The organism is Lysinibacillus sp. JK80 (assembly GCF_027557635.1).
In the GTDB taxonomy this organism is placed as follows: domain Bacteria; phylum Bacillota; class Bacilli; order Bacillales_A; family Planococcaceae; genus Lysinibacillus; species Lysinibacillus capsici.
The window spans coordinates 3,322,959-3,338,334 of the sequence record NZ_CP058997.1; the positions used below are offsets into that span (position 1 = coordinate 3,322,959).

Annotated in this window: 15 protein-coding genes; 1 reads left to right on the forward strand and 14 read right to left on the reverse strand. The window is 37.0% G+C overall.

The window, feature by feature from the left end:
- Positions 1–59: 59 nt before the first annotated feature.
- From HXV90_RS16695 to citZ, 11 genes are all read right to left on the reverse strand, one after another.
- The gene (locus HXV90_RS16695) at positions 60–476 is read right to left on the reverse strand and encodes a hypothetical protein (RefSeq protein WP_048393595.1); all 417 of its coding nucleotides are present in this window, start codon (positions 474–476) and stop codon (positions 60–62) included.
- A 184-nt stretch (positions 477–660) separates the two neighbouring features.
- Positions 661–1,671: a protease modulator HflC gene (gene hflC / locus HXV90_RS16700; RefSeq protein ID WP_048393593.1), complete on the reverse strand. Its 1,011-nt coding sequence runs from the start codon at positions 1,669–1,671 to the stop codon at positions 661–663.
- A complete protein-coding gene (gene hflK / locus HXV90_RS16705; protein WP_054549957.1) occupies positions 1,671–2,633 on the reverse strand; it encodes an FtsH protease activity modulator HflK in 963 nt (320 codons plus the stop codon). Before hflK ends, hflC begins: the two co-directional genes overlap by 1 nt.
- Before the next feature lie 149 nt (positions 2,634–2,782).
- Complete coding sequence (locus tag HXV90_RS16710; protein ID WP_004226253.1) at positions 2,783–3,496, reverse strand: LrgB family protein; 714 nt, start codon at positions 3,494–3,496, stop codon at positions 2,783–2,785.
- On the reverse strand, positions 3,493–3,861 hold the full coding sequence (locus HXV90_RS16715; RefSeq protein ID WP_048393586.1) for a CidA/LrgA family holin-like protein: 369 nt from the start codon (positions 3,859–3,861) through the stop codon (positions 3,493–3,495). Before HXV90_RS16715 ends, HXV90_RS16710 begins: the two co-directional genes overlap by 4 nt.
- A gap of 351 nt (positions 3,862–4,212) precedes the next feature.
- Positions 4,213–5,748 (reverse strand): two-component system histidine kinase PnpS, encoded by a 1,536-nt coding sequence (gene pnpS, locus HXV90_RS16720; protein WP_048393584.1) that lies wholly within the window; start codon positions 5,746–5,748, stop codon positions 4,213–4,215.
- Entirely contained in the window at positions 5,745–6,461 is a 717-nt protein-coding gene (locus HXV90_RS16725; RefSeq protein ID WP_016993215.1) for a response regulator transcription factor, read from the reverse strand. Before HXV90_RS16725 ends, pnpS begins: the two co-directional genes overlap by 4 nt.
- A gap of 52 nt (positions 6,462–6,513) precedes the next feature.
- Entirely contained in the window at positions 6,514–6,954 is a 441-nt protein-coding gene (locus tag HXV90_RS16730) for a MaoC/PaaZ C-terminal domain-containing protein (protein ID WP_004226245.1), read from the reverse strand.
- Between the two features lie 158 nt (positions 6,955–7,112).
- Positions 7,113–8,051, reverse strand: a complete 939-nt coding sequence (mdh, locus tag HXV90_RS16735) for a malate dehydrogenase (RefSeq protein WP_004226243.1) — start codon at positions 8,049–8,051, stop codon at positions 7,113–7,115.
- Between the two features lie 178 nt (positions 8,052–8,229).
- Positions 8,230–9,492, reverse strand: a complete 1,263-nt coding sequence (gene icd, locus HXV90_RS16740) for an NADP-dependent isocitrate dehydrogenase (RefSeq protein WP_048393581.1) — start codon at positions 9,490–9,492, stop codon at positions 8,230–8,232.
- 79 nt (positions 9,493–9,571) lie between these two features.
- Positions 9,572–10,687: a citrate synthase gene (gene citZ / locus HXV90_RS16745; RefSeq protein WP_048393579.1), complete on the reverse strand. Its 1,116-nt coding sequence runs from the start codon at positions 10,685–10,687 to the stop codon at positions 9,572–9,574.
- A gap of 250 nt (positions 10,688–10,937) precedes the next feature.
- Here citZ and HXV90_RS16750 point away from each other — a divergent pair, with 250 nt between their 5' ends.
- Positions 10,938–11,903 carry an AI-2E family transporter gene (locus HXV90_RS16750; protein ID WP_269897636.1) on the forward strand — a complete coding sequence of 322 codons (966 nt, stop codon included), beginning with the start codon at positions 10,938–10,940 and terminating at the stop codon, positions 11,901–11,903.
- Here the strand turns inward: HXV90_RS16750 and HXV90_RS16755 are convergent.
- The 3 genes from HXV90_RS16755 to pfkA form a co-directional block, all read right to left on the reverse strand.
- Positions 11,887–12,276, reverse strand: a complete 390-nt coding sequence (locus HXV90_RS16755; protein WP_269897637.1) for an FxsA family protein — start codon at positions 12,274–12,276, stop codon at positions 11,887–11,889. The two genes, HXV90_RS16750 and HXV90_RS16755, sit on opposite strands and share 17 nt — an antisense overlap.
- 202 nt (positions 12,277–12,478) lie before the next feature.
- Positions 12,479–14,239 (reverse strand): pyruvate kinase, encoded by a 1,761-nt coding sequence (gene pyk, locus HXV90_RS16760; RefSeq protein WP_048393575.1) that lies wholly within the window; start codon positions 14,237–14,239, stop codon positions 12,479–12,481.
- A 26-nt stretch (positions 14,240–14,265) separates the two neighbouring features.
- A complete protein-coding gene (gene pfkA, locus HXV90_RS16765; protein ID WP_048393573.1) occupies positions 14,266–15,225 on the reverse strand; it encodes a 6-phosphofructokinase in 960 nt (319 codons plus the stop codon).
- Between the last annotated feature and the right edge of the window lie 151 nt (positions 15,226–15,376).

Below are 15,376 nucleotides of genomic sequence, written 5' to 3' on the forward strand. Positions count from 1 at the left end.
AAAAGCAAAAACTTTCATTCAAGGACAAGTCTCCTGTAAATGAAAGTTCTTAATAGTTGTTATTGATTTGAAGTACGATAAAAAACTTCTTCATAGATGACAGTTAATATAAATGCATTCATAAAAGCAAACACAAGAAATAACGGCATGCCGCCTAATTGTGGATATGTTAGCTCTTGATTAAATACCATTACTGTACTAATTTGTGCCAAAAAGAAGATTAAGCCAATTCCAACTTGCCAAATAGGACGCTTGACCTTTCTTTTTTCATACCAAAATAATTTCTTAAAAAGGTTTCTTACATCATCTGCAATAATGATACTGATTAAAAAGATACAAACAAAAAATACTGGTATATGATAAACACTTTTCGTCACCCACGAAAAATCGGATAGACGGTAGAAAAGTGTTAATATCGAAGCTATACTACAAGCAATCCCTAAATTTTGGAGCCATTTGCTAATTTGTAATTTCAAAGCCTTTACCCCCAACTATTCTTTTTTAAACATTATCATTCTATCAAATTATAGTTGATTCGGGAATACAAACTTATAAATTTCTATTATTTTCATACTATAATAATTCGATTTCATGGATAGTTATAATTCTAGTGCAACAAAAAGTCGTCTCCTTCAAGACAGAGACGACTTTAAACTGCGTTTATTTAATATAACCAGACAAGATGTTGGCATATGGTGAAGTAGCTGGCAAGATAATAACCGTATCTTCCCCAACCGTTTTCTTATAGGATTCTAATGTGCGGTATAAAGAATAAAATTCAGGATCTTGAGAGAAAGATTTATTGTAAATCTTTGCAGCCTCTGCTTCTCCTTCAGCTTGAATTAAAGCAGCTTCTTTACTTGCTTTAGCAAGCATTTCTTGTACGTGTTGATCCGTTTGTGCCTCAATACGACGTTTCTGTGCATCTCCCTCTGAAAGATACTTTTGTGCAATTGATTCACGATCTGAAATCATATTCGTAAAAACGGATTGTTCATTTTCAGTAGGTAAATCAATGCGACGTATACGTACATCTACTACTTCAATACCATAGTTATCGTTGGAAAGAAGTTCATTAACACGTTCAGTTACTTGATCGTTTATGCTGCCTCGAGAAGAATCCTCATCATTTATAATCTCCGTATAGTTAATTCGGCCAAGTTCAGAGCGAATAACAGAATAAATGAACTCTTCCATACGTGATTCAACTTTTTCTATCGTACCAGCATTCGAAATCAAGAGCTTAGGATCCGTAATACGCCATACAGCATAATTATCAATAATAATTCGTTTTTTATCCTTTGTATTAATTTCTTCTTCCGAAATCTCATATGTCATTTGGTTTTTTGGTAACTTTGTGACACTTTGAATAAAAGGAATTTTCATATTTAAACCTGGTTCACGCTCAAATTTAACAACCTCTCCAAACTGCCGAACAACAGCATACTCTGATTCTTTAACTATATAAATATTCGTTAATAAAGTAATCACTAGAGCGAATATGACCGTTAAGGTTACAGCTAGAGAGATATATTTTTTAGGATTCTTCGGTCCTTTCTTCGACATTTTAACTACATTGTCTCCCGAATCACCTTCTGAAGGAGCAGCTTTTTTACTTTTGCCAGATAAGAAATTGAGGAATTTTTCTAGATCCTTATTTTTTTGGTCCATTAGTTACCGCTCCCCTCTTTTTTCTCTGTTTGTGTCTGTTGAGGCTGTAGTTGCTGAAGTGGTAAATACTTCATCGTACTACCATCATCATTCATAATGTAAATTTGTGCTTTCGGTAGGACATTTTCAAGCGTCTCTATAATTAACCGCTCTCGTGTAATTTGCTGATTGCCCTTGTATTGCTCATACATTTTATTAAAGACCGCTACATCCCCTTGTGCTTGCTCGATACGGGCTGTTTTAGTTCCTTTTGCTTTCGACATAATAGCATCACGTTCGCCTTCAGCTTCACTAATGCGTTGGTTTTCATATTTTTCAGCTTCATTTATTTTTGTATTTTTCATTTCACGTGCATCTGTTACAGCAGTGAATGCTGCACGCACATCTTTATTTGGCAATTCTACATCTTGCAATTTCACACCTAAAACGCTTATTCCAATATCGTATTTTTCAATAAGAGAAACTAATAATTGGCGAGTATTTGCTTCGATGTCAGCTTTACCTTCTGTTAACGCTGCATCGATAGAAGAGCTTCCGATTATAGAACGAATGGCACTCGATGTCGCGCTATGTAATATTCTTTCTGGATCCTGCGAATTAAATAAAAACTTGTTAGGCTCTGTAATTTTCCATTGAACAACAAGGTCTGTTAAGACAATATTTTCATCCCCCGTAATCATTTTTGTTTCGGCATCGTATGCCTCTAACTCACCTGCTTTATTTTGTTTATAACCAAATTGCAGACTAAACGTTTCTTTTGACAAAATTTCTACGGATTGGACGGGCCAAGGTAATTTAAAATGAAGACCTGGATTTGTTACTGTATCATCGGCACGACCAAATGTAATAACCACAGCTTGCTCTGATTCATCTACCGTGTACCATGAAGTAAAAACTGTAATAAGTGCAATAATTCCAAATATTCCAAGTCCAACAATCATTAGTGTCCTTTTCACACTCATGTCTGTTCCTCCTTTTGCTTAGTACTATTGTTTACGGTGAACCCTTATAAAAAGTTTCAAAATATTTTCATATAATGATTGTAAAGGACAGAATCCCCTGTATCTCACTCTTAACAAAAGCTTATCAATGCAAAAAAATCCTGTTACCTTTAGGGCAACAGGATATTGATAACCAGATGTTCAAATACTGGGAAAATGGTAGTGGATAATACAATACTAATTAATGCAGCAACGATCATCGCTAGACTAGCAAATGTGCCTTCTAGCTCTCCAAATTCAAATGCTTTTGATGTACCCGTTCCATGAGCACCCATACCAAGCATTAATCCTCTAGATGAAGGTCTGTGAAAACGACATACTTTGATAACGATTGGTGCTAACAAGCTTCCTAAAATACCAGTCGTCATAACGAAAACAGCTGTAAGCGTAGGAGAACCACCAATCATATTCGAAATATCCATCGCAATAGGTGTTGTTACAGAACGTGGCACTAAACTATGCACCAACTCATCATTTAAGCCCACCAATAAAGCCATCATAAAAGATGACACAATAGCAACCGCTGAACCAACAGCAATGCTGATGAAAATTTCAAATGCGTGTTTTTTTAATAGGTTGACATTTTTATATATAGGAACGGCAAACGCAACGGTTGCTGGTCCTAGTAAATTTGTTAAGACACTCGCTCCAGAATTGTAGGATTTATAAGATATACCTGTCAGTAGTAAAATACCTATAATGACTAAAGGTGTAATCAGCATAGGTGTCAGCCATTCTTTTTTATATTTTTTATAAAACATTTTACAAATATAAAAAATAGCAACGGTCCCAAGTAAGCTGACAATGGCGATTAATAAAGTCATATCGCATCACCCTTCTTTCGCTGCTCTAGCCATTGTGCTGTATACCCCGTTACAAACATTACCACAATGGCACTCACGACAATGACCAGCACAACCTTCATTCCTTGCACACCAAATAAGGCATGATAATCAATAACACCGATGGCAGATGGAATAAAGAATAATAAGAGTTCACTTAATAGTACGGCTGCTCCTAATTCAATCCATTCAAGCTTGATTATATGAAACTGTAACAGCAAAAATAATAGGACAAGTCCTATTATACTCCCTGGAATCGGCAAGTGAAGTAGGCGTGCAATAGTATTTCCGATTAATAATAGGATATAAAGATAGCCGATTTGCACGATACTTTTGACGATTTTCATGGTCATCCTTCTCTCATTTTTTTCTCTGCCTCAACAGTCAGGAAAACACGATTCGAATGATAAGAAGGTTGATTCACTGACTGTCAAAGCGTTCGTCTAACAGACAATCGCGGGTAAGATGGTTGTTAAACTTTATGCTACTATACTTTACACCTATTTACGTTCCCTGTAAAACAGAAAAAGAACCTAGTGTCTAAAAAACACTAAATTCTTTCTGTGGGGAATATAAAGCAGTTAAAAATCTTCTATTAGATTTTTATGGTCATCGTCTTAACAATCATATTGGGGGTTTCTAGAAATAAGTATAGTGCCCAAATATGAATGTAACATGTTGTTCATGTAAAGGATTTGTTAATTTTTCGGAATCATGACAATCATTTTAGTTCCTATGCCGACTTCACTCTCTACTTGAATTCGGCCATGATGCGCCTCGACTAAATGCTTAACAATCGCTAAGCCTAAGCCTGTTCCACCAGAATTACGACTTCTCGCTCGATCCACCCGATAAAATCTTTCAAAAACGCGCGCTATTTCATGTTTTTCAATACCAATTCCTTGATCCTCTATTTCGATAATGCCATGTGTTTCATTTTCCTTTAATCGAATAGAAACAGTCGTGTTTTCAGGTGAATATGTAATCGCATTGGTAATTAAATTCGTCACAATCTGAATGATACGATTGGCATCCCCCATAACCTGGACATCTCGTTCGATATCCACCTGGAAGCTCATATTTTTTTCATCCAATCGCGGAGCTGTCAATTCTGCTCCACGAATTAGAACATCCTGTAAGCCCATCGGCATAATATTGACAGTAAAACCATGCTGCTCGATCTTTGAGAGCTCTAGTAAATCTTGAATCAGCATTTGAAGTCGATTACTTTCTTTATATATAATCTCCAAAAAGGAAATCAGCATTTTTTCGTCTTTATAGGCCCCATCCAATAAAGTTTCTGAAAAGCCTTTAATAGATGTAATAGGTGTGCGTAATTCATGTGATACATTCGCAACAAAGTCTTTCCGAATTTGTTCTAATCGAACTAGTTCCGTTATATCATGCATAACGATAACAACGCCTAGCCATCGTCCGTGGTCCCCGATGACCGGTGCCCCATAAACTTCTTTGTTATAAAGTTCTTGCTGTACTTCCATTTTAATTTGTTGTCGATAAGGCATTTCTGTCAGAAAAACATGATCGATAAATTGTTCTAATGATTTAGGTAAGCCTATTGTACGAAAAACCTTTCCTTGTACATCATCAAGCTGCATTCCAAAGCGCTCCAGAAATACTCGATTTACAATGGAAATATTCCCCTCACGACCAATCATCATAAGGGAGCTCCCCATATTTTCAATTAAGGTTTTCAGTCTTTCTTCCTCTACTTCACGTATCGTTGTAATATCTTGCAAATTCCGTGCCAATATGTTTATGGAATGACTCAGTGGTATCATCCGTTCATGCTCATTTTCTTGAGCACGTGCACGATAGTTACCCTTTGCAAGCTCAAGGGCAGTGTCTGTCACATTATCAATCGGTGCAGTAAAGTTACGTATCATATAACGACTTATAATTGCTATTAATATCAACGTGATGGTAAAGAGAATAGCCAGTACTCCGTAAAGGCGAGCACGCACATAGTTCAATAAGGATTCGTCTCGTTCCATAGCCTGAGCTGCGTACAAAGCTTCCTGATCTTCCTTCGTTAAATCCATTTTGCGTTCATCGATTACTTGGTCCATTGATGTCCGTATCTCAGTGGTTGCTTGCTCGTTATATTGCTCGATATAAACAGGAAAAAGCTGACCTATAACAATCATTAGGACAGCTAGTATCGTTCCAAGTAAAAGCATGAATGTCAAGAATAAGCGGTTGCTCATCGATTTCATGTCGTTTTCGGCTCCTCAAATTTATAACCAAGACCTCTAATTGTTTTTATAAACATCGGCTTACGGCTATTTTCTTCAATTTTATCGCGAAGGTGGCTAATGTGTACATCCACAATTCGAGTATCGCCAGCAAAATCATATTTCCATACAGCACTTAATAGCTGATCACGTGTTAATACACGATTTTTATTTTCAAGTAAATAGATGAGTAGCTCAAACTCTTTTGGTGTAAATTCCAGTGCCTCATCCTGTAAAAATACTTCAAATCGCTCTGGGTACACTCGCAATTGTCCAAACTCATACATTTTTTCCTGCGCCTCATCCTTATCATCTGCGACAACATTTTGCGTGAAACGTCTTAATACAGCCTTGACACGCGCTAAAACTTCACGAGGACTAAAAGGCTTTGTCATGTAATCATCTGCTCCCAACTCAAGACCAAGAACTTTATCAAATTCGTCATCTTTAGCAGTTAGCATAATAATTGGCGTATTCATACGTTGTTGTCGTATTTGTTTACAGACCTCCATGCCATCTAGTTTTGGAAGCATCAAATCTAAAAGAATTAAATTTGGCTGTAAGTCGATTGCTTTTTCAAGCCCTTCCTGACCATCAGCAGCCGTTTCCACTACATAGCCTGCCTGTTCTAAATTATATTTCAATAATGTTGCAATCGAAAATTCATCTTCAATTACTAAAATCGTTTTTGTCATGTCTAATGCCTCCGTTAGTGATTTGAAACCCCCATTTCAAATCTCAAGACGTCTATAGCGCAAGTGGTGGAGTCACAAGCAATAAACCTTCAATTACAAGCTGCTTCTGCTCATTATATGAGTGGACAGATACAGTGATGGTATTGTCATATTTATTGATTGCTGTAACCTCTAATAGCGTATCGAACAATTCATAATGATAGAGAGGTCCTAAATATTTCAAATGTTGCTCAATAATTCGTGCACCTGGTCCTGGAATATACTTTGACACAGCTGATGTAATAATACCATTTAACATAATTGTCGGCACAATTGGCTTTTGAAAAGGTGTCATAGCCGCATAATCATGTTGAATATAAAGCGGGTTACTATCGTTTGTAAGGCCTAAATAAAGCAATAGATCCCTATCTTCAATTTTTTCAGTGATATGGATTTTCTCGCCAACTGTAATTTCATCGATTGTGAGACCAAGTTTACTATTTTTTTGAAGCAAAGATACGCCAACCCCTTTTCTATCATACTACATTCATAGTATCAATTTTATGCTAAAAGTACAATGAAAAGCAGAAGAACCTTACCTTTCTCAACCCTGGAAACATAAAAAAACGAGCAGGAACATTCCCTACTCGTTTTAAGACTTAGACTGATATTCTACACTAAAATTTTCATCACATTACGAACTGCTTCTGCCGATTGATCTAAAGCTGCTTTTTCTTTGTCCGTTAATTCTAGCTCAAAGATTTTTTCAATACCGTTTTCGCCAAGTAATGTAGGAACACCTAAGTATAAATCATGATAGCCGTACTCGCCTTCTAAATAAGCAATAGATGGTAAAATACGTTTTTGGTCTTTTACAATAGCTTCAGCCATCTCTATTAGTGCCGCAGCAGGCGCATAATAGGCAGAGCCGTTACCAAGTAAGTTGACAATTTCTGCTCCACCATTACGCGTTCGGTCAACAATTTCTTCTAAACGTTCAGCAGAAATAAGTGTTTCTAACGGAATACCACCAGCAAATGAATAACGTGTTAACGGTACCATTGTGTCACCGTGACCACCTAATACAAAACCAGTAATATCTTTCACTGAAATCTTAAGTTCTTCTGCCACAAATGCACAGAAACGAGCCGTATCAAGAACACCTGATTGACCAATTACACGGTTTTTAGGGAAGCCAGTTTCTTTGTATACTGTGTATGTCATGGCATCAACTGGGTTTGTCAGTACAAGGATTGTAGCATTTGGTGAATGCGTAGCAATCTCTTTTGAAACAGTTTTCATAACACTCTGATTGATTTGAACAAGGTCATCACGGCTCATACCTGGTTTACGTGCAACACCAGCGGTAATGATCACTACGTCAGAATTCGCCGTATCTGCATAATTGGAAGTACCTTGCACATAAGAGTCAAACCCTTGTATTGGTGCTGCCTCCCACATATCTAGCGCCTTACCCTTTGTTGGGTTTTCTGCTTGTGGAATATCCACTAATACGACGTCACCAAGTTCTTTCTGAGCTGCTAAAAATGCTGCAGTAGCGCCTGTAAAACCGCCACCGATAACTGAGATTTTTTTTCGTTTCAGAGACATTTGAATACGCTCCTTTAAAATTAGGTTATATATTTTAAAAGAGGGAGGAGACTTCCATCTCACTCCCTCAATTAAACAAGTTTATCGTAAATATTCAATTAAAATTTACTGTCACCCTAATTATATCGGCAGAAAAAAGCATCCGCTTTAGCGATAAATTCTATTGTAGAATAGAAAATTATAGGTTTTTGATTAACTCATTAGCGAATTCTGAACATTTCACTTCTGTAGCGCCGTCCATTAAACGTGCGAAGTCATAAGTAACAACTTTAGAAGAAATTGTTTTCTCAACAGATTGAGTGATCATGTCAGCAGCTTCTTGCCATCCTAAGTGTTCAAGCATTAATACACCTGAAAGTAATACTGAAGATGGGTTTACTTTATCTAAACCAGCATATTTTGGAGCTGTACCGTGAGTAGCTTCGAAGATCGCATGGCCAGTAACATAGTTAATGTTAGCTCCTGGAGCGATACCGATACCACCAACTTGTGCAGCTAAAGCATCAGAAATATAGTCACCATTTAAGTTCATTGTAGCTACTACATCGAACTCAGTTGGACGAGTTAAGATTTGTTGTAAGAAGATATCAGCGATAGAATCTTTCACTAAGATTTTGCCAGCTGCTAAAGCATCAGATTGAGCTTTGTTTGCTGCTTCTTCACCTTGTTCAGCTTTGATAGCATCGTATTGGTTCCAAGTGAAAGTTTGATCAGCAAATTCTTTTTCTGCTAATTCATAACCCCATTTTTTGAATCCACCTTCAGTGAATTTCATGATGTTACCTTTATGAACTAAAGTAACAGATGGGCGTTTATGTTTAATTGCGTATTCGATAGCAGAACGTACTAAACGTTCAGTACCTTCTTTAGATACAGGTTTAACACCGATACCAGAAGTTTCTGGGAAGCGGATTTGATTTACACCAAATTCAGATTGTAGGAAGTTGATGATTTTTTGAGCTTGTTCTGAACCAGATTCGAATTCAATACCAGCGTAGATGTCTTCTGTGTTCTCACGGAAGATAACCATATCAACGTCTTCTGGGCGTTTAACTGGAGAAGGCACTCCATCAAAGTGACGTACTGGGCGTAAGCATACATATAAGTCAAGTTGTTGACGTAATGCTACGTTAAGAGAGCGGATACCACCACCGATTGGTGTAGTAAGAGGACCTTTGATTGCAATTAAGTATTCATTAATTTTGTCTAAAGTTTCTTGTGGTAACCATTCACCAGTTTGGTTAAATGCTTTTTCACCAGCTAAAACTTCTAACCATTCAATTTTCTTTTCACCGTTATAAGCTTTTTCTACTGCTGCGTCAATTACGCGTGATGCTGCTGCCCAGATATCTGGACCAATTCCATCACCTTCGATGAAAGGAATTACTGGATTGTTTGGTACATTAAGTACGCCATTTTCAACTACAATTTTGTTTGACATTCTGTTGCCTCCTAAATTCATAATCATAGGACTGTGTTAGTGATAACACAGTCCCAAACATTCTAGCATATTTTCCAAATTAGCGCTCGCTGATTGGAACATATTTTTGCATGCCTGGTCCAACATACTCAGCACGTGGACGGATTAGGCGGTTATTAGCATATTGCTCAAGGATATGTGCCACCCAACCTGAAGTACGTGATACTGCGAAAATTGGTGTGAACAGGTCATGATCAATACCTAAAGAATCATACACTGACGCAGAGAAGAAATCTACGTTTGCAGGTAATTTCTTTTGTTCTACGATCATGTCATGGATTTTAACTGACATTTCGTAAAGCTCTGGTTTACCAGTTAGCTCAGTTAATTTTTTAGACATTACGCGTAAATGCGGAGCACGAGGGTCGCCTTTACGATATACACGGTGACCGAAGCCCATGATTTTTTCTTTGTTGTCTAATTTATTTTGAATATAAGATTCAACATTTTCAAGTGAGCCAATTTCAGTTAACATTTTCATAACTTGCTCATTTGCTCCACCGTGAAGTGGTCCTTTTAATGCACCGATCGCTGCAGTTACACCTGAATAAACGTCAGATAATGTAGCTACACATACACGTGCAGTGAATGTAGATGCATTTAACTCATGGTCAGCATGTAATACTAATGCTTTGTCGAATGCTTCAATTTCAATATCTGCTGGCTCTTCGCCTTTAAGCATGTATAAGAAGTTTGCAGCATATCCTAGTTCAGGTTTTGGTGAAACTGGTTCTAAACCTTTACGAACACGTGCAAAAGCAGTTACTACTGTAGCAATTTTAGCTTGAAGACGAATTGCTTTACGGTAGTTTGCTTCTGGATCCATAACATCCGCTTCTTCATCGAATACACCAAGTAAAGATACTGCAGTACGCAATGCAGCCATTGGATGTACAGTTGAAAGTGGGTATGTTTTAAATTGGTCGACAATCGCTTGCGGAATTGACATGTTGTCTGCCAATTGTTGTTTTAATTCAGCTAGCTCGTCCTCTTTTGGTAAACGAGTATGCCATAACAGGTAAATTACCTCTTCGAATGACGCATTTTCTGCTAAATCATCAATGTTGTAACCAACATATGTAAGTGTGTCATCGATAATTGAACTGATTTTAGATTCCGCTGCTACGATACCTTCTAAACCTTTAGTTGCTGACATAAATTATCGCTCCCTCATACTTATTTTTTTGTTGCAAATGCGTTTTTTATGTTGCATTTACGAATTTTGCTCATATGAACCATTAAGTAAATCGCTTACATTGCTATTATAATCATTTTTGACAGCTTTGTGAATGAAAATCCTCCAAATAAAGAAAAAGACGTCCGAACGACTATATAATTGTCCTAAAGAGATTTTTTTGTATATTTTGACATTAATTTATCAATTGGTTGGGGGTGAATTTGTAAAAATGAGGAATTTAAAGTATTTTTCATACGAAAGAACTACGAGCGTTTTGCTATTTATTTTTTATTTAGTCATACTTTGGTTTGTATTACCTGTGTCACTCGCAATTTTTTTATCATTTTCGACGTATCCTATCATAAATTTTTTACACAAATATTGTAGGATTGCGTATTGGATTGCAGCAATTATTGTGGAAGTATTAATATTAACCTGTATTTTTCTACTAGTTGTCATATCTATTAACAGTATTATCGTCATTTTCCCAGAAATTCGAGAGACTTTACAAAATTTCCCATTTTTCAGTGAATATGAATCCATGTTTGTACAAGTTTTAAAAGAAAAATCACTGTCCATTTTCGATTCCATCATCGTATATACAGCAGATCTTTTCCAATTATTAATGAAGCATGTCATTGAGGTTTTCATCTTTTTAGTCGCTTATTACTTTGCGCTTCTAGAAACACGTAAATCACGCTATTGGTTCTTTCAATATGTGCCTAAAAAATATCGTCAAGAGTGGCAATCTCATTTTGCAAAAATCATGCAACTTTTTCATTATTTCTTATTTGTAGAGTTTCAATTATTTACGATTACCCTACTCATTCTTTGTGCTGGCTTTATGATCCTTCAATTTGAACAAGCCATTATTAAAGCATTTATTGTAGCATTTGCAGATGTACTACCGTTTTTCGGAATTGGCGTTTTTCTTGTGCCAATGAGCATTTATTTTTATTTCAATGGCAATACCTTTTTATGTGTGGCCATTTTACTACTCTATTTATTTGTACAATTAACAAGGCAGCTAGCCGATTCGATGCTTTGGTCCAATACGCTTCAGCTACGCACATTCCATACATTCTTTATCAGCGCTGCCTCTATTCTATTATTTGGCTTTTATGGTATATTACTGAGCCCTATCTTTTTATTTCTAGCTGTAAAACTGAAAGAAAACTCTATCTTTGAACGATGATGAATTGACCTTTTTTCATTTTTTTACGCATCCAGTAATAGACAATGGGTTGGAACATTTTTCGAGAAAATGGCATGAGTAGGAATAAACCTAGGACATCTGTTAAAAATCCAGGTAACGCTAAAAGCAAACCACCACCAAAAGTTAAGAAAGTATCCACTAATGCAGCTCCTGGCGCTTCTCCGCGTGCCAATGTATTTTCCACATTTTGAACAGAGTTCATACCTTTATTTTTCATGACATAAATCCCAATCACACTCGTAGCAATAATGAGCAATAATGTACTTAAAACACCAATATTTTGTCCAATGACTATTAATAACGTCAATTCGGCTAATGTGTAGACAATGAAACCAAGAAAAATTTTTCGCATATTTTTCTCCTTTCTACTTGAAAAGCTATACCTTCTATACGTTATTATAGCCCGTTTAGTTTCATAAAAAAATGAATAGACCTATTCTAAGAGAAAGCAACTTCTGTTAAAGAAAGAAATTAATAGTTTCCATAAAGTGTGTGTACAACCTTTATGAAAAAGCTCTAGTACAACAAACCGCACTAGAGCTTTTTGTTAATTATTAAAGAACGCTTGCATGTCCTTTGTATATCACACCTGTTTCAGCGTCCATTGTAATTTCTTGACCATGACGGATTAATGTAGTTGCTTCTTTTACACCAACGATTACTGGAATACCTAGGCTTAACCCTACAACTGCTGCATGGCTAGTAAGTCCACCTTCTTCAGTAATTAGGCCAATACAATTTTCTAAAGCAGGCATCATATCACGATCTGAACCGACTGTAACAAGGATGCATCCGTCTGTATCGTAGGCAAGTGCCTCAGCAGCATTTTTAGCAACCACTGTTTTACCAACAACTGATGCTTTTCCGATCCCTTGTCCACGTGCAAGTAAATCTCCAATAATGTGAACTTTCATTAAGTTTGTTGTACCCGCTTCACCTACAGGTACACCTGCTGTAATGACAACTGCGTCTCCATGTGTAACAAAACCATGCTTCAAGCTTTCATCCACAGCTAGTTCTAAAATTTCATCTGTTGTTGTCACTCGTTGACACACAATTGGGTATACGCCCCATACTAGTGTTAATGTATGCGCTGTATTTGTAGAGCCTGTTACGGCAACAATTGGCACTCCTGGGCGATATTTCGCAATCATCCTCGCTGTATTACCACTTTCAGTTGGAGCTAATACGGCTTTCACCCCTAAGTTGATAGAGGTATAAGCTACAGCTTGTGAAATTGCCTCTGTCATATTTGCTTCTTTCTCACGACTACGTGTAGAAACAATTGATCGATAATCTAATGAATTTTCAGTGCGTTGTGCAATTTTATTCATCGTTTGTACCGATTCAACTGGATAAAGACCTGCGGCAGTTTCACCAGATAACATGATAGCATCTGTTCCATCAATAATTGCGTTGGCTACATCACTTGCTTCTGCACGTGTTGGTCGTGGGTTACGCTGCATGGAATCTAACATTTGAGTTGCCGTAATTACCGGTTTACCAACTTGATTACATTTTAAAATTAATTTCTTTTGTACAAGTGGTACTTCTTCTGCAGGAATTTCAACACCAAGATCTCCACGAGCAACCATTAAACCGTCAGATACTAGGATGATTTCATCGATGTTATCGACACCCTCTTGGTTTTCAATTTTGGGGATGATTTGAATATGACTACCACCATTTTGTTCAAGCAATTCACGAATTTCAAGAACATCTTTTGCACGACGAACAAATGAAGCAGCAATAAAATCAACACCTTGTTCGATACCAAATAAAATATCTTGTGCGTCTTTTTCTGTGATACCTGGTAGTTGTACAGAAACACCTGGTACGTTAACACCCTTTTTATTTTTTAGTACGCCAGCATTTTCAACAATTGTATGAATTAATCCTTTTTCCATATCCGTTGCTAATACACGTAGTTGAATTAGTCCATCATCAAGTAAAATAATTGAATTTTGCTCAACGTCTTCAATTAAGCGCTCATATGTGACAGAAAAGCTCGTCTCAGTACCTTCTACTTCTGTCATTGAAATATCAATTACTTGACCTGCTGACAAATGAAGCTCGCCATTTTTCATGTTATGTGTACGAATTTCTGGTCCCTTTGTATCAAGTAAAATTCCCACTGGTTTATTTAATTTTTGTGCCACTTCACGAATTAAATGAATACGCCCTGCATGTTCCTCATGTGATCCGTGTGAAAAATTCAAGCGGGCTACATTCATACCTGCTTCGATTAATTTTTCTAAAATTTCTGGTGACTCACTTGCAGGTCCAATTGTACATACGATTTTTGTTTTTCTCATTTTTGCCCACTCCGTTTTATAACAAATTATATTGATAGTTCTTTCATTAGTGTATATAGGCTTACATCAGCCTCATGATTCTTTTCAAAAGCCTCTGGCATATCATAATCAATGACTTGATGATTGCGAATACCTACTGCTCGACCAGCCTTGCCTTCCATAAGTAATTCAACTGCATGTGCGCCAAACTGACTCGCTAATACGCGATCTCTTGCTGTAGGTGATCCACCACGTTGGATATGACCTAATACTGAAACACGTGTTTCTTTTCCTGTTTTTTCTTTTAACAGTTTTGCCAGCTCACTTCCTGACATAACACCCTCTGCCACAATAATAATACTATGCTTTTTACCACGTGCTGCACCACGATCTAAGCGTGCGACAATATCATCTAAATTATAATCTTCTTCTGGAATTAAAACTGTTTCAGCACCAGCAGCAAGACCTGCCCATAAAGCGATATCTCCTGCATCACGTCCCATTACCTCTACAATGAAAGAATTTTCATGAGATGTAGCAGTATCTCGGATTTTATCAATGGATTCTACTACTGTATTTAGGGCTGTATCAAAGCCAATCGTATATTCAGTTCCAGGAATATCATTGTCAATTGTTCCAGGTACCCCTACAACTGGGAACCCTTTTTTCACCAAATCCATGGCACCTCGATAAGATCCATCACCACCAATGACAACAAGTCCTTCAATACCAGCAGCTCGTAAATTCTCAATACCTCGTTGCTGAACAGCATCTTCTTTAAATTCTGGGCATCTTGCCGAATTCAAATGCGTTCCACCACGTTGAATAATACCACCAACTGCACCTAAATCAAGTTCTTCCATAAATCCTTTTACTAAGCCTTCATAACCATGCTTAATTCCGACAACATCAATTCCATGAAATGCTGCCTTACGAACGACCGCTCGAATAGCAGCGTTCATTCCAGGCGCATCTCCACCACTAGTTAATACAGCAATTTTTTTCATTGTCGAACCTCCTGCAGTTACTATTATTATTCACATTAACATGAAAAAACAAACTATGTAAGGGTTCTGGGGATACAAAAACATAACTTTTACATAAAAAATGAAAAGAATGCGCTTTCACACACTCTTTCCACCTAAAAACATCCTAAAT